We start from the raw sequence: 19,020 nt of genomic DNA on the forward strand, positions 1-19,020 counted from the left end.
GTTCGCGCCCTCAGTTAATCGGCAACCCCGATTCCGCGCTGAGGCTTTTCACGAGAGCCGGCGTCAGTTCGCCGCGGGCCGGGCGGCCGCGGTCGCGCTCATAGCGCTCGATCGCCTGCTTCGTCGAAGCGCCCATTACGCCGTCCGCCTTCAGCACATAGCCGAGCTTGACCAGGGCTTTCTGCGCCGCCAGCACTGATTTCGAGGCGGCCGGCTGCGCCTCGTGCGGAGCGCCGGTCAGCAGCAGTTCGGAGATGGCGTCATGCGGCTTTGGCTGCGGCGCCGGAACCGCGGCCGTCGGCGCCTGCGCCTCGCGCGGACGCTGCGCAGGCCTGTCTTCGGCGCCGCCGCCCGCAGCCTCGGTCTCCGCCCGGATCGGGGCGAATTGCTGCGGCCGCGGCGCCGGGACCGGCGGCGCAGAAGCGGCCGCCTGCGGCTCGGCCGCGCGCTCCTTGACGGCGCCGAACAGCGGCGCCGGGTGGCGCTCCTTCTGCAGCGTCAAGGCGTTGATGACAATGCCGCCGAGGGCGGCGACGCAGAGCGCGCTCGCGATCACGCCGAAGAGGCGCCCGGTCGTCCGCCCAGCATGCGGCGAAGCGCGCTTCCGCGCGCCGGCGCTGCTCGTGCGTCTTGCCCGCGGCCTTGGCTTTGGAGCTTCGCTCAGGATGAAATCATGATCGGCCGCGGCCAAAGCTTCACGCAATTTTCTTCACCATCACTTTTTGAACGAGATCATGTTCTTCGTCGCCTCGACGATAGCGCGCAATGGTTTCGATTTCCGCCGATGGTCGCGCCTTGGCGACGTCGGCGCGGCAGTCCACCGGCAGGCGGACGAGGACGCAGGTGCCCTGATCCGGCTCGCTTGCAACCGCGATCGAGCCGCCATGCAGGCCGACAAGCCCGCTGACGATCGAAAGCCCCAATCCGGTGCCCTCAAACGGCCGATCCAGCGCGCCCCTGGCCTGAAAGAAGGGATTTCCCAGCCGCGCCAGATCCTGCTCATTGATGCCGACGCCCGAGTCGGCGACGGAGATCAGGAGCGTGTCATCCTCGATTCTGACGCTGATCGAAACCTCGCCATGGGCTGGCGTGAATTTGACCGCATTGGAAAGCAGATTGATCACGATCTGCTTGCAGGCGCGCTTGTCGCCGACGACTTCCGGCAGACCTTCGGGACAGAAGCGCTTCAGCGCGATGTGACGCTCCTGCGCCTCCAGCTTGACCATGTCGCAGCAAATTTCGACGAGGGGCGCGACGCCGAAATGCGATGGCGACAGATCGAAGGAGCCGGAGTGGATCTTCGACAGGTCGAGGATCGAATTGACCACCGACAGAAGATGCTGGCCCGAACGATGGATGATCGCCGCATATTCGCGCTGCTTGGCGGGGTCGCGCGGGATCTGTTCCGCATCGCCCAGAATTTCGGAAAAGCCGATGATGGCGTTCAGCGGCGTTCTCAGCTCATGGCTCACATTGGCGAGAAAATGGTCCTTGGAGAGATCCGTTGCCGCCGCCCGCGCCGAAACAAGCGCGTCCTGGCTCCAATTCAGCTCGGTGACGTTGCGGAAAATCGCGACGGCGCCGCGTTCCGGCAACTTCCTGCCGCAGCGCCGCGCCCGCATGTCAAGCCAGAGAAAGACAGGCTCGGCATAGTCGCCGCGATCAAGGCTCGAGGCGCGAAGCCGCAGCGCGACATTGACCGGGGCGTCGCTGAAACTCGCTTCCCCGATCGCCTTGAGAAAGATTGGCCGGTCGGCGACATGCACATGCTCAAAGAAGCCGCGCCCCATGAGATCGGCGGCCGGCAGGCCGAACAGGCTTTTGCGATTGCCGGCGATCGAGAGCACGGCTCCGGCCCGGTCGTGCAGAAGGACGACGTCGCCGACGCTTTCATGCAGACCCGTGAAGCCTGTGGCGGGAAGTTGCGCAGGCGCAACGCGCCTTTGCCCGCGCAGCCGGCGCATGGCGGCCTTGACGGGCGCGCGCGCAAGGGTCAGGAGCGAGAGCGGCAAAGGCCGCATCCCGCCTCGCTCGCGGTCGCGCGCCGGCGAGGGATGAGCCGGCGCCGGTCCTTCGGCCGCCTCCCACTCCAGTCGATCGGACTCGATCAAGCGAGAGGCGCGGGGAAGGCGCGCCGCGCCGGCATGGATGAAGCGCGCGATAAGGGCTTCGAGATTTGAGGGCAAACCCACATTCTGCTCCGCGTCGCCGCGAGTGATGGCGCGGCGGTTCGAGGGGCAGATTGGCGCCCGCGTCTTAAGGCCTCCCTAAATTGCCGCGGCGCCTGCGCATCATTGCCGCGCAAAAACCCTGCGGGGAGGCGCGGGGGCCCGGCAAAATGGGCCTATGGTGTAGGAATCCTTGCGCAATCTCGATCGGAACCAGGACCGCGACGGCGATTCGGCGGTCTGGAGAAATGTTAACGAAGATCGGTCTAAAGCTTCTGTTTGAGCGCTTGGCGTTCATGATTTGGGATCAACGCCGTCGAAGCGCATGAACGCGATCTCGTCAGGAGCTTAGCCGGTCGATGTGGTTTCTCATCCGATCCGTCTTCTGGCTTGCCATCGTGTTCGCCTGCCTGCCGTGGCCGGAAAATTCGCTGATCCGTCAAATCTCCGCGGCGCTGCAAAGCGGGACCAAGGCCGCCGTCATGGCCGCGATCGATGAAGCGCGGACCACCGGCGCCATGACCTGCGCCAACGCGCCGGCCGCCTGCCTTGAGGCGGCGGGTCGGCTCGGGCAATTCGCCGCAGGCTCCGCCGCGTCCGTTTCAGCGGGGCCTCTCCCAGCCGAGGCAACGCCAAAGCCGCCGCCGCGCCCCGACGGGCCGCGCTGAAAAACGGGGCGGATCCAAAGCCCTGATACGCTTGGCCGCAGATTTTTCTTTCGCCCCTTCGCGCTTGCGCACATATAAAGAAAAATCCGGACTTCCAGCCAGCGCGCGTCGCCATGACCCTTGACGAGATTATTGAGAATTTCACCTATCTTGAAGAATGGGACGATCGTTATCGTTACCTGATCGAACTCGGCCGCACGCTAGAGCCGATCGACGAAGCCGCCCATAATGATCTGAACAAGGTGCGCGGCTGCGCCAGCCAGGTCTGGATCGAGACCTCGACCGCATCCGATCCGGCCGGGCAACGCGTTCTGACCTTCAGGGGCGATAGCGACGCGCATATCGTGCGCGGCCTTGTCGCGCTGACGCTTGCGCTTTATTCCGGCCGTACGCCAGAAACGATCCTTGCGACCGACGCGCAGGAGCTTTTCAAATCGCTTGGGTTATCGGCTCATTTGACGCCGCAGCGCAGCAATGGCGTCCGCGCCATGGTCGAGCGCATCAAGACGGACGCCCGCAGCGCCTCCGCCAACGCGGCCTGACCCCGTTCGCCTGCCGCCACGGATGCGCTTCTGGCAAAATGAAGAGCGCGAAAACTGACGCGTCCTTGAAGATCCCGGCCGAGGCCGAGGCCGAGGAAGCTGCGCAGAGTCAGGCGCGGCGGCGCTGCTGCCCGAGGCCCATCTGCTTGGCGAGATTCGACCGCGCCTTGGCGTAATTCGGCGCAACCATCGGATAATCGGGGGCAAGACCCCATTTCTCCCGATATTCGTCGGGCGACATATTATATTGCGTGCGAAGATGGCGCTTCAACGACTTGAACTTCCGGCCGTCTTCAAGACAAACGAGAAAGTCGTTGGTGACCGACTTCTTGGCGGGAACCGCAGGCTTCGGCGTCTCGACTATCGGCGCGACGACGCCCGAGGTGACGCGCAGCAAGGCGGCATGCACATCGTTGATAAGGCTAGGAAGATCGCTCGCAGGAACTGAATTGTTGCTGACATAGGCCGACACGATGTCAGCGGCCAATTCGATATAACTGTTAGAACCTGACGCATCGCTCATGGCGCTCAATATCCCTAGTAGAAGGCGCCGCCACCGGACCCCGGCCCAAATATGAGGGCCATAAAACCGTCAAAAGGCGACAAAACCACGTGAAATTTAAGTTCTCTTAATCGACCGCCTCGAATCGACTGTACGGAACGTCATTCATTATTAAGGCCGAAACATCGTATCTGCAAGTAGCGCGCAGCAGTCTTTATTGCGAACTAACAAAAAAATGCCGTCCCTGGCCGCTTCGATCAGATCAAGGCAGAAGTGAACACAGCGGCGTTAAACATTGAACGGCGTTGTTTGCGCCGGAGCAAAGGCGCAATAGACGCAGGGCGAAGCCGCCGGAAGTTCGCCACCCGCGGCTTGCTGCGATGGGTCGGATTGAATATTTTGCGACCCAATAGACCGCCGGCCGTCGCTGCATGGTTGCGGTTTTTGCAAAAAACTTGCGCATCAGGACGCGCAAATCAGCGCCCGCCCCTCCCCGTCGGAGCCTGTTCCGATCAGATCAAATTCAAGAAAGCCGCACCGTGGCGCTCAGCCCTCCCAGTCCTCCGCCCGAAATTGAACGCCGGATCGAAACGAAACGCGCGCATGGCGTTGCGCTCACCGATGAATACGCCTGGCTCAAAGCCGAGAACTGGCGTGAGGTTCTGCGCGATCCGGCTGCGCTGCCGGCTGCGATCCGCGCCGCGCTCGAAGCCGAAAACGCTTATGCCGCCGCGGTTCTTGAGCCCTTTGAGCCCTTGCGCAAGGAACTGGCGCGCGACATGCGCTCGCGCATCAAGGAGGACGACGCGGAAGCGCCGCTACCCGATGGACGTTTTCTCTACTACGCCCGTTTCAATCAGGGTTCGCAGCATCCGATCTTCTGTCGCGCCGAGGAAGACGGCGGCGCCGGCGACATCCTGCTGGACGCCGACGCGCAATCGAGGGGAAAGGCCTTCTTCCATCTCGGCGAGGCCCGCCATTCGCCGGATCACAATAAATTTGGCTGGAGCGTCGACGAAAAAGGCTCCGAACTGCATTCAATCCGCGTGCGCGAGCTTGCAAGCGGAGCGGATGGGCCAGACGTCGTCGAGGACACGGACGGGGCCTTCGTCTTCAGCGCCGATTCGCGCCAGTTTTATTATGTGCGCGTCGATGAAAACAACCGTCCCTCCTGCGTCCTGCGTCACGACATCGGCTCCGATCCCGCGACTGACGCCGTGATTCTGGAAGAGAGCGATCCACGCTGGTTCATCCATGTCAGGGCGAGTCAGTCGGGCGCTTTCGCCATCATCAGCATCAGCGATCATGACGCCTGCGAATGCTGGCTGATCGATCTTGCCAACCCTGCGGCCAGGCCCCGCCTGATCGAGCCCCGCGCGCCGGGGGTTCGCTACGAGGCCGAACACCGCGGCGAGCGTCTGTTCATGACCACCAACGCCGACGGCGCCGAGGATTTCAAGATCGTCAGCGCGCCGCTCGCCACGCCCGGCAAAGCGTTCTGGGTCGACGAGGTCCCGCATAAGCCGGGCCGCATGATCATCGAAGTTTCTGTTTTCCCGGACTATCTCGTCTGGCTCGAGCGCGAGAACGGCCTGCCGCGCATCATCGTCCGGCATCTTGAAAGCGGCGAGGATCATGCGGTCGCCTTCGCGGAGGAAGCCTATTCGCTGTCGATAAATGGCCGCTTCGCCTATGACACAAAGCTGCTGCGCTTCACCTATTCCTCGATGACGACGCCGCGCGAGACCTATGATTATGATCTTGCGACGCGGGCGCGAATCCTGCGCAAGCGTCAGATCATCCCCTCCGGTTTCGATCCCGCGGATTATGTGACGCGCCGGCTTTATGCGCCGGCGCCGGATGGCGAGAGCGTTCCTGTCTCGATCGTCCGTCGACGCGATCTCGAGCTTGGCGGCGGCGCGCCGCTGCTGCTCTATGGCTATGGCGCCTACGGCCATGCGACGCCGGCCTCTTTCAGCGCCAGCCGGCTCGCGCTCATTGACCGCGGCTTCATCTTCGCGATCGCCCACATCCGCGGCGGCGCGGACAAGGGCTGGCGCTGGTACACCGGCGGCAAGCTCGAAAACAAGCCGAACAGCTTTTCCGATTTTATCGCGGCGGCCCGCCATCTGATCGCCGCCGGAATAACGCGCGAGCGCCGTATCGTCATCCAGGGCGGCAGCGCCGGCGGCATGCTGATGGGAGCGGTCGCCAATCTCGCGCCGGAACTGTTCGCCGGCGTCATCGCCGACGTGCCCTTCGTCGACGTGCTGAATACGATTCTCGACGCCGAATTGCCGCTGACCCCGCCTGAATGGCTGGAATGGGGCGATCCGATTCGCGACGAGACCGCGTTTCACAAAATCCGGTCCTATTCGCCCTACGACAATGTCGAGGCAAAATCCTATCCGCCAATTCTCGCGCTCGGCGGCCTGACCGATCCGCGGGTCACCTATTGGGAGCCGCTGAAGTGGATTTCACGGCTGCGCGCGAAAATGACAGGGGGAGGCCCGGTCCTCTGCAAGACCAATATGGGGGCGGGTCATGGCGGCGCGCCGGGGCGGTTCGACAGGCTTGAGGAAGCCGCGCTTCAATATGCTTTCGCGATCGCCTGCGTCCAAGGCGCCTTCGCGCCGGACGGCCAGAACGGCGCCGCCGCTCCGTCAAGCTGACATGATCCCCACACGAGGACGCAGGCGAGGCTCACGCCTCGCCGCGCGCCTGCGCGTCCATGAAACCCTTGAGCTCGGCCATTGAGTTGAAGCGAAAGGCGCCGCGTTTGGAGCGGGCTTCGATCGATCCGTCCGAGAACATCACATAGGTGGTGCCCTCGGATTCATAGCGGCCAAGCACAACCGGCGGATCTTTACGCGGCATATCCTGGCGCGGCGGCGCATGCGGCTCGCCGCCCGCCTCCCCTTCTTCCGGCGCTGGCGCCAGCGCCAGGCCCGGCGCTTCTTGCCGGACTTCCGCGAGGCTCGCCGGACCTGGCGCCAGGAAGGTCTTCGCCCCGGTCAAACCCTCCGGCGCAAGATCGTTGAGGCCGACCGCGCGCGGCAGATGAAACGAAAGAGGCGGCGCGCGCCGGCGCGGCGGAGGCTCGACGGCGGCCGAAGACGAAAGCGTCACGCCCGCCTCGGCGGCGAGATCAGCGCCTGGCCGCTGGGCGGCCAGATCAGCGACTTGCCGCTCGGCGGCCCGGGCCCCAGGCGTTTCGAGACGCTTGCCTTTGATGGTCTCGGCGACGACGCGCCTGATGTCCTCGATTGACGCTTGCGCGCCCGGCTCCGGCTCGAGCGAGGCCGGCGCCGGCTGGCGGATGGCGGTCGGTGCGGCGCTGGCTGGCGCGCATGCCGGGCCCGGAATGACGAGAGTCACATGGTCTTCGTCAACACGCGATTGTGCTGGCGCGGCATCCGCGTCAGCGCTGTCCGTACCCGGCGTCTCCCTGGCGAAGGGCTGCGCCGGAAGCTCTTCCGGGGCCTCGAGAACGGCCGCTGGCGCCGCCGCAACAGCCCCGTCGCCTTGAGCCTTGATTAGGGCGCGAAGCCGCGACAGATTATGAACGATCACCGCCAGCGCCATGGTGATAAGGCCGCCGGACAGGGCCGACGCCCCGCCGATGACGCTGGCCCAGCCGCGCTCGACATTGATGATGCCGTAGCCGAAGGAAATCGAGGCGGCGCCGCAGACGGCAAGGAGAAGGCCCGCGGCGAAAATCACATAGCTCATTTTTTTGTCCCAGGGGCCGCGCTTTTCGCCGGATATGAGCGGCGGCTGTTTTTGCTGAAAGGGGCGCGACGCATATCATCAGCGAGCCGCCGCGCTCAAACTTGGCTCTGCCCACAAAGCGCGGGCGAAATTGAGACTTAAGCAAGGTAGCGGCAAAATATTATCACGCAAACGTCGCGGCCTCGCCGGCAAAAACGATCCTTTATCCGTTTCGGACGTTGCCCGCGCCAGGGCCGAATGCGGTTGCTGCAAAGCTTTGAGCCGTCTAGTTAGATGCCGCGCGGTTGATCGAACCGCCTCCCGCGATTGCATGCCTTTAATGAGGAGAGATCCATGTCCTTCACCCTGCCGGAACTTCCCTATGCCTATGAAGCGCTCCAACCTTATATGTCCAAGGAGACGCTCGAATATCATCACGACAAGCATCATCAAGCTTATGTGACCAACGGCAATAATCTGCTCAAGGACAGCGGCCTCGAAGGCAAGTCGCTGGAGGATATCGTCAAGGAGTCTTTCGGCAAGAATGCCGGCCTCTTCAACAATGCCGCGCAGCACTACAATCATCTGCATTTCTGGAACTGGATGAAGCCGAATGGCGGCGGCGCAATTCCGGGCGAACTGGAAAAAGCCATCATCGACAGCCTTGGCTCGGTCGAAAAAGCCAAGGCCGACCTCATTCAGGCCGGCGTCACGCAATTTGGCTCCGGCTGGGCCTGGCTCGCCGTCAAGGATGGCAAGATCATCGTCAGCAAGTCCGCGAACGGCGAAAATCCGCTGGTTCAGGGCGCGACGCCGATCCTCGGCGTCGACGTATGGGAGCACTCCTATTACATCGACTATCGCAACCGGCGGCCGGACTATCTGAAGGCTTTCGTCGATAATCTCGTTAATTGGGAATATGCCGCCGAGCTCTACGCCAAGGCGACGGCCTGAGCCCTTTATCGTTCAAAAACGGGGCTGGCGCATCGGCCAGCCCCGCATAAAGCGCTTCGCGTCCTCGCTCAGGCGTTGAGGTTCTCCGGCCGAGACGCCTCCGCGCCGCGATGCTTTGCCGGCTTGCCTTTGACCGGGGCGCGCTGATCCAGAACATAGATGGCGCTGGCTTGCGGCCCCATCGGCCCCTCTCCCGTCGCGCGCGTGACTTCCACGAGAACGCCAACCTCGAGCGCGTCGAAATCGCCCCGCATTACGCAACTGCGCGCGAAATAAAGATCAGGGCCGCCGCGCACTTCGATAAAGCCGTGGTCCTGTTCGCGAAACAGGCGCGCGACGACGCCCGTTTCCGGCGCGCTTTCGTGCCGCCGCACATTGTCCTTGGCGAGTTCGGAGAGCTGCTCCAGACGCCGTTCGGCGATGTCGAAGACGCGATTGACCAGCGCCGCCTGCTCGCCCTTCCGCTTGGCTTCGGCCTTGGCGACAATCATCGGCCGGCCCGGAACCTCGACTTCGACGCAAAGGGAGAGCGGCGGGATCGTATTGTTTGTCGCGCCATGCGCGGCGCCTGCCACCACCCGGCAACCTGTGATGCGCGAAAAGGCGCTTTCAAGACGCTGCGCACGGTCCTCGATGAGCTTTGCAAGCGCATCGGAATGCTGGATGTCGCGAAATACGATCTGCAGCGGTCGATCCATGCGTTTCTCCTCTTGAACGGACGGCGCCGCATGGCGAACGGACTTCGCCGAGCGGCGGCGAGAGTTAGTAACCTACGGTGAAGCTGAAAGTTCCGTCAACGATTTCGCGCAAATCCCGAATCAAAGCCGCGACAACAAAATAGTCAGCAAAGCGCTATGCCGGCTTGCAGAACGCAGGGAGAACAGATATCGTCTGTTCACTATTTGTGCGGGCTCGCGATTCGACGTTTCGGCCTGCGCTACCCGAGCCTTTCCCGGCCCAGTGTTTTGGAGGCCAGACCGTTTTGCAGCCAGCTCATTTACAGGCAAGTTTTTCCCGGAGGCGACCTTACGCTCCGCCATTCCGCCTGACGATCCTGCGAGAAAGTGGACGCAGATGCTGACCAAAAAGCAAAGCGAGCTTTTGCGCTTCATCAATGAACGCATGAAGGAGACCGGCGTGCCGCCCTCCTTCGATGAAATGAAGGACGCGCTGGACCTCAGGTCGAAATCAGGCATTCACCGGCTGATCATCGCGCTCGAGGAGCGGGGCTTCATCCGGCGCCTGCCGAACCGGGCGCGCGCGCTTGAAGTCTTGCGGATGCCGGGCGCCTCGGCCGCCGACGCCGGCCGGGGCCGCAAATTCGAGCCGAGCGTGATCGAGGGCCATCTTGGGCGCGTCCGGCCGATGCCGGCCGCCCGCGACGACGAAGACGGCGCACGTGCGATGGTGGCGATCCCGGTGATGGGCCGGATCGCCGCCGGCACGCCGATCAGCGCGCTTCAGACACGCAGCCATACGCTCAATCTGCCGCCGGAAATGCTCTCGCACGGGGAGCATTATGCGCTCGAAGTGCGCGGGGATTCGATGATTGAGGCCGGCATTTTCGACGCCGATACAGTGCTGATCCGCAAGCAGGATACGGCCGAGACCGGAGACATTGTCGTCGCGCTGATCGACGATGAGGAAGCGACCCTTAAGCGCCTGCGCCGCCGCGGCGCCTCGATCGCGCTCGAAGCCGCCAATCCGGCCTATGAAACGCGCATTTTCGGGCCTGACCGCGTGCGCATCCAGGGCAAACTTGTCGGCTTGATCCGACGCTACTGATCCTCGCGGGGCCGCGCCCTGGTTGGGCGCCCGCGCCGACGCTATTCGATCGGCGAACCGTCGTCGCCATCGTCGGGCCGGCGTGAGGCGGCGCCGTCATCCTGGGCCGAAGCAGCCGGATCTGGTTCGGCGAGCGTAAATTGCGGCGCGGGGGCGACTGGCGCTCTCCCCCATGTGCGGCGCGGAGCCGGCGACCAGGGCCGGTCTTCCTCGGGCGATCGCGCCGCGGCGCGCGTCAGTCCACCCGGCGTCAGCGCCAAAGTGACCGCGCCAGTTTTTTTCAACGCGTCGCGATCGAGGACGATCTGCGCCGCGCAGCCTTTCGGCGCAAAAAGCGGCGTAACGATGATGTCGGCGCGCAAGCAATCCTCGGCGAAAGCCGCGCGGTCGACGACGAGCGACAGGGTGCGGCCGTCGGCAAGACGTCCGACGCAGGCGGCCTTGTCGCATTCGCTTTTTCGGACCGCCGCGGCCGCCGGACGCCCGTCCGCGTCGGCGCGCAGCCATTGTTCCGCGGCAAACAGGTTTGGCCGCGCGGCGAGCACCGCCAACCTGCCGTCTTCGCCGCGATAGGCCGCCGCCTCTCCGCCGGCTGCGACCGCAACGTCGAATTTCGGCCCGGAGGCCGCGCCAAAGAGACCGATGGCGAGGAGCGGCAGGGCGATCGCGCGAAACAGGAGCGTGCGCCACAGCGTCATGCACAGGGCGGCGAGCGAGAGGAAGGCGAGCGAGAATGGCGCAAAGGCCGGCAGATGGACGCTGGCGCCCGGCAACTGGCCGACCTGGCGCGCCGCCCACATCACGCCGTCGACGCCAAGCCCGAGATAGCGCCAGACCCAGGGATCGAGGCCGAGCGGATAAAGCAGCGTCCCAAGCAGCGCGCCCGGCACGGCGAACACTTCGATCACCGTCAACGTCATGGGATTGCCGATCAGCACATAGGGGCTGAGCTCGTGAAAATTATAGGCCATGAAGGAGGCCGTCGCGGCGGTTGCGCAAAAAGTCGCGAACAGGAGGCCGCCGGGGCCGTGGCCAAGCAGCGTCCGGACCGATCCCCAAAACAGCCGCGCGCCCTCGCCGGCGACAGGCTTTGAACGCAGGATCGGCGCCTCCTCGCGCTCGGCGCTGGTGGCGGCCATGCGCCCCTCATAGACCGCGACGAGGGCGGCGACGGCGGCGAAGGAGAGCTGAAAGCTTGCGCCCATGATCGCCTCGGGCTCGACCAGGATGACGAACAGCGCCGCGAAAGCAAGATTGCGCATGGTCAGCGCCTGGCGGTCGGCCAGCACCGCGCCGAGCATGATCAGCGTCATGATCAGCGCGCGCTCGGTGCCGACGCGCGAGCCGGTCGAGACGTCGTAGATCACAGCGCCAAGCATCGCGAGCGCGGCCGACCATTTCTTGATCGGATAGCGCAGCGCCAGCGAAGGGCTGAGCGCGAGCGCCCGCCTGAAGCCGATGAAAAAGATCGCCGCGACCAGCGTCATCTGCACGCCGGAAATGGTGATGATATGGAAGATGCCCGCCTCGCGGATCACATCCCTGGCGTTTTCGGACAGAAGATCGCGCTTGCCGGTGACCATCGCGGCGGCGATCGCATCGATGCGGCGCGACAAAGCGTTGCGGGCGCGGTCGAGCGCCATCGCGGCGCTGAGGGAAAACTCCGCCGGAACCGGCGGGGCCAGGGTCTCGATGCGCCCGAGCGCATTGCCGACGCCGCCTAACCGCGCGAACCAGGCGTCCCTGGCGAAATCATAGCCGCCGGGAAGGCTCGCGCGCGAAGGCGGCAGCAGGCGCGCCTTGAATTTTACATAGGTTCCCGCCTCAAACGGCGGCGCGCGGCGGACCGACAGCCGCACACGATAGGGCGTCGCCTCCGGCGCGAGCCCCTCGATCGCGCGCACACGCAACACGAACCGCGCTCCGGCGCGGCGGAAATCCATCTGCTCCACAAAGCCTTCGACGACGCCGATCGTCGTGCGCTGGATCACCGGCGCCGCGACGCGGGCCGATCGCCACGCGGTGGAAAGCTCTCCCGCGAAAAACGCGGCCGTGGCGCAAAGCGCCAGAAAGGCGACCCGCCGCTCCCGAGCGACAATGGCCAAGCCGGAAAGGACAGCCGTCAGCGCGGTGAGCAGCCAAATCGACGGCTCGCGGTCCGCGCTCAAATAGCTGGCTACACCGGCCCCGGCGGCGACCGGAAGCCAGAGAAACGTGCGGCGCAGCGCGCATTCGGTCTCGAAGGCGGCGGCAAAAGCGAGCCGCAGCCGCGCGAACGGGGCGAGCAGCGCAGGCGACATTCCGCCGGCCCGCCGCGCGCCCCCGTCCGCCAACGCCGTATCGAGCGGCCTCGCCAAATCTGCTGCCCTATTGCTTGGCCCGTCGCTTGACGGGGCCCGGCCGAAGTCGCCTCGCGCCGGCCACGCTCCAAGCCCTAGTCTTTCGTCCATTCTATGTTACACGAGCCGCCACCGGGCAAAAGGTCCGGCGCCGCTTCAGCCGGAATTAATGTCGCCGGAACGGCGGCGGCGGATCGCCAGTTCACGGAAAGAATGCAGACGGCGCGGAGCCGCCTATCAGGAGTGGAAATGGAGCCTATGTCCGACGCGCCCGTCACCCGCTTCGCGCCCTCTCCGACCGGATTCCTGCATATCGGCGGGGCGCGCACCGCGCTGTTCAACTGGCTTTACGCGCATCACGCCGGCGGCCGCATGCTGCTGCGCATCGAGGACACCGATCGCGAACGCTCGACGCAGGCGGCGATCGACGCCCTCATCGACGGGCTCAAATGGCTCGGGCTCGATTGGGACGGCGACGTCGTCTATCAATTTCAGCGCGCCGCGCGTCATCGCGAGGTCGCCGAGAGCCTGATCGCTTCGGGCGGCGCTTATTACTGCTATACGACGCAGGAAGAACTCGCCGCCATGCGCGAAAGCGCCCGCGCTGAAGGGCGCCCGCCTCGCTACGACGGTCGCTGGCGCGACCGTCCGGCCTCGGACGCTCCGCCCGGCGTCAAGCCCGTGGTCCGGCTGAAGGCGCCGATCGAGGGCGAGACCTTGATTGACGACAAGGTGCAGGGTCGCGTCGCCTTCGCCAACAAGGATCTCGACGATTTCGTGTTGCTGCGCTCGGACGGCGCGCCGACCTATATGCTGGCCGTCGTCGTCGACGATCACGACATGGGCGTGACGCAGGTCATCCGCGGCGACGATCATCTGACCAACGCGGCGCGGCAGATGCAAATTTATGCCGCCCTGGGCTGGAGCGCGCCGGCCATGGCGCATATTCCGCTGATCCATGGGGCCGACGGCGCGAAGCTCTCGAAGCGGCATGGCGCCCTCGGCGTCGACGCCTATCGCGCCATGGGCTTCCTGCCGCCCGCGCTGCGCAACTATCTCGTGCGGCTCGGATGGAGTCAGGGCGACCGCGAGTTCTTTACGACTGAAGAGATGATCGAGGCTTTCGATCTCGCCCATGTCGGCCGCTCGCCGGCCCGCTTCGACTTCGCCAAGCTCGAAAACATGAACGGCCATTATTTGCGCGCGACGCCGGATGCCGAGCTTTTCGCCAGCCTCGAACAGACGCTTCCCTTTCTGCCGGGCGGACCGGATCTGCAGCGCGAACTCGACGACGACAAGCGCGCGAAGCTGCTGGCCGCGATGCCCGGTCTGAAGGAGCGCGCGAAAACGCTGATCGAGCTGCTTGATGGCGCGGCGTTCCTGTTCGCGACCCGGCCGCTGCAGTTCGACGCCAAGGCAGCCGATATTCTGGCCGCGGGCGGGCGGGCCCATATCGCCGGCGTGCTGCCCCTGTTCAGGGCGCTCCCCGAATGGTCGGCGGCCTCGACCGAAGCCGCGGTGCGCGCCTACGCCAGCACGACCAAGCTTAAACTTGGCCAGGTCGCCCAGCCTTTGCGCGCGGCTTTGACCGGACGCTCGACCTCGCCGGGCATCTTCGACGTGCTTGCGGTGCTCGGCCGCGCGGAAAGCCTTGGCCGGCTCGAAGATCAGGCGGCATAATCGCGCACGCGTTCAGCCTCTGGATTGTTTCTTGCTTTCCGCAACAACCATTGGTGATGACAGTCGCCCGCGAGCGGCATGACGCGATTCTGGGCGAGGCGCCCGAAAACAGGCTGCGAGGGGAAGCGGGCGTCACAAAATTCAAGCAGACTCGGCGCGCCGGACCAAGTCCGGCGGCGTCTGGAGCATGGGCCGAGCCAATCGATCATGGCGCAGGAAGTTAAACGGGATGCAGACGCGGCGGCGCACTAATACTCTTCGGTGCGGCGGCGCGCCACCGCTTGAACGCAAGCTTGGCATAGGATAGGAAACGACACGGCGTAAATTAGAGGTTGTTTAAGCCCGTCGCCAAAAAATCTGCTGAATGAAAGATTCGGCGAGGTTAGCACCCCTTATTGCAGAAGGCAGCCTTCATGAGCGCGACCACTGGGTCTTTTAGCATTGATAGCACGACAGTCGAAATGCCGGTCAAGACTGGATCGATTGGGCCGGCGGTCGTGGATATCGGCAAGCTCTACGCCAAGACCGGAATGTTTACTTACGATCCTGGCTTTACCTCGACCGCCAGCTGCGAATCCGAAATCACCTATATCGACGGCGACGAGGGCGTTCTGCTCTATCGCGGCTATCCGATCGCCCAGATCGCCGAAGGCGGCGATTTCCTCGAAACCTGCTATCTGCTGCTCTACGGCGAACTGCCGACGCCGACGCAGAAGCGCGATTTCGACTATCGCATCACGCGCCACACCATGATTCACGAGCAAATGGCCCGGTTTTTCCAGGGCTTTCGCCGCGACGCGCATCCGATGGCGGTCATGGTCGCGAGCGTCGGGGCGCTCTCGGCCTTCTATCATGACTCGACCGATATCTCTGACCCGCGCCAGCGCATGATCGCCTCGATGCGGCTGATCGCCAAAATGCCGACGCTGGCCGCAATGGCCTATAAATACACGATCGGCCAGCCCTTCGTTTATCCTAAGAACGACCTCGATTACGCCTCGAACTTCCTGCGCATGTGCTTCGCCGTGCCGACCGAGGAATTCAAGGTCCGGCCGACGCTGTCGCGCGCGCTCGACAAGATCTTCATCCTGCACGCCGACCATGAGCAGAACGCTTCGACCTCGACGGTGCGGCTCGCCGGCTCTTCCGGGGCAAATCCCTTCGCCTGCATCGCCGCCGGCGTCGCCTGCCTCTGGGGTCCCGCCCATGGCGGCGCCAATGAAGCGGCCCTCAAGATGCTGACGGAAATCGGCTCGGTCGACAATATTCCGAAGTTCATCGCCAGGGCCAAGGACAAGAACGATCCGTTCCGCCTGATGGGCTTTGGACATCGCGTCTACAAGAACTACGATCCGCGCGCCAAGATCATGCAAGAGACCTGTCATGAGGTCCTGAACGAACTCGGCGTCAAGGACGATCCGCTCCTCGCCGTCGCGATCGAACTGGAGCGCATTGCGCTCAGCGACCCATATTTCATTGAAAAGAAGCTCTATCCGAACATCGACTTCTACTCGGGCATCACCCTCAAGGCGATGGGCTTCCCAGTCTCCATGTTCACCGTTCTCTTCGCCGTTGCGCGCACCTCCGGCTGGATCGCGCAGTGGAAGGAAATGATCGAGGATCCGGGGCAGAAGATCGGCCGGCCGCGCCAGCTCTACACGGGCGCCCCGCTGCGCGATTACGTCCCGCTCGATAAGCGCTGAGCGGTCTCGCCATCTGCGCCTCGCCGGTCTAGAAAGGCAGGCGAGGAACGCATGATGGCGGATGAAAAGGTCGATATATTGGTCGCCGGGGCGGGTGCCGCCGGGCTTTCGGCGGCAATCGCTCTGGCGCAAGCCGGGTTTTCCGTCGCCTGCGCGGGGCAGATCGACCGCCGCGCCAATGGCCGTACAGTCGCTCTGTTTGAATCCTCGCTTCGCTTCTACAAGGCGCTCGGCCTCTGGCCGCGTCTGCGCGACCTTGCCGCTCCGCTGGCGAAGATCGCCATGGTCGACGCCACCAACGCGCGGTTCGCGGCTCCCTCCGTCACTTTCGCCGCCAGCGAGATCGGCCTTGCCGCCTTCGGCGCCAATATCGAAAACAATGTGCTGGTCGAAGAGCTCGCGCAGGCAGCGCGAGCTGCGCTCAGCCTGCGCGAATGCCTGATCGCCGACATCCGCTTCGAGCCGGGAGGCGTTGACGCAACGCTCGCGGACGGGAGCCGGATCCGCGCCGCTCTTGTCGTCGCCGCGGACGGTCGCCAGTCTTTGGTGCGAAGCCGGGCCGCGATCGAGGCGCGCAGCTGGACCTATCCGCAGATCGCGGCGACCGCGCTGCTCGCGCATGAAAAGCCGCATCGCGACATCTCGACGGAATTCCACACAAGGTCCGGACCCTGCACCCTCGTGCCGCTGCGCCCGCGAGACGGCCTGGCGCATCGCTCGAGCCTCGTCTGGCTGATGTCCGACGCGGAGGCGGAGCGGCGCCGCGCGCTTAACGACGAGGCGCTGGCCGGCGAGATCGAGGATCAGGTCGGCGGCCTGCTTGGCGCAATGGCGCTGGACGGCGCCTGCGGTTTCTTTCCGATGGCGGGCATGAGCGTGTCGCGCCTCACCGGCGAGCGCGTTGCGCTCGTTGGCGAGGCCGCGCATCTGTTTCCTCCGCTTGCCGCGCAGGGCCTTAACCTCAGCCTGCGCGACGTCGCCGCGCTCGTGCAGACGGTCGAGGACGCCCGCTCGCGCGGCGAGGATTTCGGGACGCTGGAGGCTCTGGAGCCTTATGCCGCCGCGCGGCGCGGCGATATTTCGCTGCGAACCAACGGCGTCGATCTGCTGAACCGCTCGCTGCTGAGCGAATTTGCTCCGGTCGACCTGATGCGCAGCGCGGGCTTTTTCGCCTTCGCCGCAATCGGCCCGCTGCGCCGGGCCCTGATGCGCGAGGGCGTCCTGACCCATGGCGACCTGCCGCGTCTGATGCAGCCGCCGCCGCGCCGCAAGACGCCGTCCCGCGCGCACGCCTGATCCGCGAAGGGACCGCCGTGCAGATCGCCACCTGGAACGTCAATTCGGTGCGGCAGCGAACCGGCCATCTGCTGCGCTATCTCAAGGAGCAGGCGCCGGACGTTTTGTGCCTGCAGGAGCTGAAATGCGTCGACGAGGCTTTTCCCTGGGGGGAGGTCGAAGCGGCCGGCTACAACGCCGCGGTGCATGGACAGAAAGGGTTTAACGGCGTCGCCATCCTGTCGAAGGCGCCGATCGAGGTGAAGCGCGGCCTGCCGGGCGATCCGGCCGACGAGCACGCGCGCTATATCGAAGCCGTCATTCCGCACAAGGAGAGCGTCGTCCGCGTCGCGTCGATCTATCTGCCGAACGGCAACCCGCCCGATACCGAAAAATACGATTACAAACTTGCCTGGATGGATCGCCTCATCGCACACGCCCGCGACCTCTTGCGGCTGGAGGAGCCGCTCGTCCTCGCCGGCGACTTCAACGTCATTCCAGCCGCGGAGGACGCCGCTGATCCTTCCGCCTGGGCCAGCGACGCGCTGTTCCTGCCGCAGACGCGGGCGCGATTTCGCACGCTGCTCAATCTTGGCCTCACCGACGCGTTGCGCGCGACGACCGACGAGGCCGGCCTTTACACTTTCTGGGACTATCAGGCGGGCGCGTGGCAGCGCAACAAGGGGATCCGCATCGATCATCTTCTGCTGTCGCCGGGCGCTGCCGACCGCCTTGTCAGGACAATGATCGACAAGAGCCTGCGCGCCGAGGACAAGCCGTCGGACCATGTGCCGGTGCGCATCGAGCTGCAATGAGCCCTGGCGGCGCCGTCATGCGACGGAGAGACGTTCGATGAGCGCCGCGGCGGCCGCCGGATTATTCTCTTTCGCGCCGGCGATGAAATAGACGAATACATCCCGCCCGGCGCGTTGTTCCGGCGCGGCGTCGCTGATGAGACCAGCAAGATCCGTCGGCTGCTTACCCTGCGACCAGAGCGCCGCCCGCTTCGCCCATAAGCGAAGCGCCATATCGTCATAGCCTGTCGTGCAATCCGGCGCGCTTTGCTGCAGCCGGGCGTAGACGAAGTCGGCGGTGAGATCGGGGATCAGCGGATAGTCGCTGGAATCGGCGAGACAGATGGCGCAGGCGTAGCGCCGGGCCAAGGCGACGAATTCCGCAACGCGAAAGCTGTCGTGGCGAACCTCAAGAACGTGGCGGAGCGGGCGCCCCTCGAGCGCTTTCGGCAGAGCCTCGCAAAAACGCTCGAAATCGTCGGCGTCGAATTGCTTGAAAGCGGCGAACTGCCAGACGATCGGTCCGAGCTTGCCACCCAGCTCGGCGATTCCGCTGCAGACAAAATGCTCGATCGCCGGCGCGCATTCGGCGAGCGATTTCCGATGTGTCGCAAGGCGGTGCGCCTTCAGCGAAAAAACGAAATCGTCGGGCGTTTCGTCCGCCCAGCGGCGAAAACTTTGCGGGCTCTGCGTACGGTAGAAGGTGGCGTTGACTTCGATCGCCGTCAGCTTTCGGCTGGCGAAGCTGAGCTCTTGCGCGTGCGGCAGACCCTTTGGGTAGAATCTGTTGCGCCAGGGCGCAAAGCTCCAGCCGCCGACGCCGACCCTGATTCGGCCGGCGTCGCCCAAGCTGTCTTGACCCTTTGTCGAGGTCCGAGCTTTGACCATTCCACCGACGC

16 protein-coding genes are annotated in these 19,020 nt (G+C 64.6%); 9 read left to right on the forward strand and 7 right to left on the reverse strand.

All coding sequences use genetic code 11. The features are described 5' to 3' along the window. Positions 1 to 10: 10 nt before the first annotated feature. Together CR492_RS07610 and CR492_RS07615 are read right to left on the reverse strand one after the other, a co-directional pair. Positions 11 to 556 (reverse strand): peptidoglycan-binding domain-containing protein, encoded by a 546-nt coding sequence (locus tag CR492_RS07610; RefSeq protein ID WP_146030200.1) that lies wholly within the window; start codon positions 554 to 556, stop codon positions 11 to 13. Positions 557 to 695: 139 nt separating this feature from the next. Then, a complete protein-coding gene (locus CR492_RS07615; RefSeq protein WP_146030201.1) occupies positions 696 to 2,192 on the reverse strand; it encodes a PAS domain-containing sensor histidine kinase in 1,497 nt (498 codons plus the stop codon). Between the two features lie 335 nt (positions 2,193 to 2,527). Here CR492_RS07615 and CR492_RS07620 point away from each other — a divergent pair, with 335 nt between their 5' ends. Further along, positions 2,528 to 2,836 carry a hypothetical protein gene (locus tag CR492_RS07620; RefSeq protein WP_102843148.1) on the forward strand — a complete coding sequence of 103 codons (309 nt, stop codon included), beginning with the start codon at positions 2,528 to 2,530 and terminating at the stop codon, positions 2,834 to 2,836. A gap of 113 nt (positions 2,837 to 2,949) precedes the next feature. Further along, positions 2,950 to 3,378 (forward strand): SufE family protein, encoded by a 429-nt coding sequence (locus CR492_RS07625; RefSeq protein WP_102843149.1) that lies wholly within the window; start codon positions 2,950 to 2,952, stop codon positions 3,376 to 3,378. A gap of 109 nt (positions 3,379 to 3,487) precedes the next feature. Here the strand turns inward: CR492_RS07625 and CR492_RS07630 are convergent, their stop codons facing one another. After that, entirely contained in the window at positions 3,488 to 3,901 is a 414-nt protein-coding gene (locus CR492_RS07630) for a MucR family transcriptional regulator (RefSeq protein WP_102843150.1), read from the reverse strand. Between the two features lie 518 nt (positions 3,902 to 4,419). Between CR492_RS07630 and CR492_RS07635 the strand changes: the two genes are divergently transcribed. Then, positions 4,420 to 6,552 carry a S9 family peptidase gene (locus CR492_RS07635; protein WP_102843226.1) on the forward strand — a complete coding sequence of 711 codons (2,133 nt, stop codon included), beginning with the start codon at positions 4,420 to 4,422 and terminating at the stop codon, positions 6,550 to 6,552. A gap of 31 nt (positions 6,553 to 6,583) precedes the next feature. Here CR492_RS07635 and CR492_RS07640 read toward each other — a convergent pair whose 3' ends face one another. Next, entirely contained in the window at positions 6,584 to 7,612 is a 1,029-nt protein-coding gene (locus CR492_RS07640; protein WP_102843151.1) for a hypothetical protein, read from the reverse strand. 333 nt (positions 7,613 to 7,945) lie between these two features. On the opposite strand from CR492_RS07640, the gene CR492_RS07645 reads away from it, so the two are divergent. Next, positions 7,946 to 8,545: a superoxide dismutase gene (locus CR492_RS07645; RefSeq protein ID WP_102843152.1), complete on the forward strand. Its 600-nt coding sequence runs from the start codon at positions 7,946 to 7,948 to the stop codon at positions 8,543 to 8,545. 68 nt (positions 8,546 to 8,613) lie between these two features. Here the strand turns inward: CR492_RS07645 and CR492_RS07650 are convergent, their stop codons facing one another. Next, the gene (locus CR492_RS07650) at positions 8,614 to 9,243 is read right to left on the reverse strand and encodes an HPF/RaiA family ribosome-associated protein (RefSeq protein WP_102843153.1); all 630 of its coding nucleotides are present in this window, start codon (positions 9,241 to 9,243) and stop codon (positions 8,614 to 8,616) included. Between the two features lie 376 nt (positions 9,244 to 9,619). Here CR492_RS07650 and lexA point away from each other — a divergent pair, with 376 nt between their 5' ends. Continuing rightward, positions 9,620 to 10,330 (forward strand): transcriptional repressor LexA, encoded by a 711-nt coding sequence (lexA, locus tag CR492_RS07655; RefSeq protein ID WP_102843154.1) that lies wholly within the window; start codon positions 9,620 to 9,622, stop codon positions 10,328 to 10,330. A 41-nt stretch (positions 10,331 to 10,371) separates the two neighbouring features. On the opposite strand, the gene CR492_RS07660 is transcribed toward lexA, so the two are convergent. Beyond that, on the reverse strand, positions 10,372 to 12,630 hold the full coding sequence (locus CR492_RS07660; protein ID WP_245412002.1) for a ComEC/Rec2 family competence protein: 2,259 nt from the start codon (positions 12,628 to 12,630) through the stop codon (positions 10,372 to 10,374). Between the two features lie 297 nt (positions 12,631 to 12,927). Here CR492_RS07660 and gltX point away from each other — a divergent pair, with 297 nt between their 5' ends. The 4 genes from gltX (at position 12,928) to xth (ending at position 18,142) form a co-directional block, all read left to right on the forward strand. Continuing rightward, positions 12,928 to 14,349, forward strand: coding sequence for a glutamate--tRNA ligase (gene gltX / locus CR492_RS07665; RefSeq protein WP_102843156.1), 1,422 nt, complete (start codon positions 12,928 to 12,930; stop codon positions 14,347 to 14,349). 413 nt (positions 14,350 to 14,762) lie between these two features. Further along, a complete protein-coding gene (gltA, locus tag CR492_RS07675) occupies positions 14,763 to 16,052 on the forward strand; it encodes a citrate synthase (protein WP_102843227.1) in 1,290 nt (429 codons plus the stop codon). A 54-nt stretch (positions 16,053 to 16,106) separates the two neighbouring features. Continuing rightward, entirely contained in the window at positions 16,107 to 17,348 is a 1,242-nt protein-coding gene (locus CR492_RS07680) for an FAD-dependent monooxygenase (protein WP_102843228.1), read from the forward strand. Between the two features lie 17 nt (positions 17,349 to 17,365). Then, a complete protein-coding gene (xth, locus tag CR492_RS07685) occupies positions 17,366 to 18,142 on the forward strand; it encodes an exodeoxyribonuclease III (protein ID WP_102843158.1) in 777 nt (258 codons plus the stop codon). Positions 18,143 to 18,157: 15 nt separating this feature from the next. On the opposite strand, the gene CR492_RS07690 is transcribed toward xth, so the two are convergent. Continuing rightward, positions 18,158 to 18,970, reverse strand: coding sequence for a DUF72 domain-containing protein (locus CR492_RS07690; protein ID WP_348626707.1), 813 nt, complete (start codon positions 18,968 to 18,970; stop codon positions 18,158 to 18,160). Between the last annotated feature and the right edge of the window lie 50 nt (positions 18,971 to 19,020).

Source organism: Methylocella silvestris, assembly GCF_002891535.1.
Taxonomy (GTDB): domain Bacteria; phylum Pseudomonadota; class Alphaproteobacteria; order Rhizobiales; family Beijerinckiaceae; genus Methylocapsa; species Methylocapsa silvestris_A.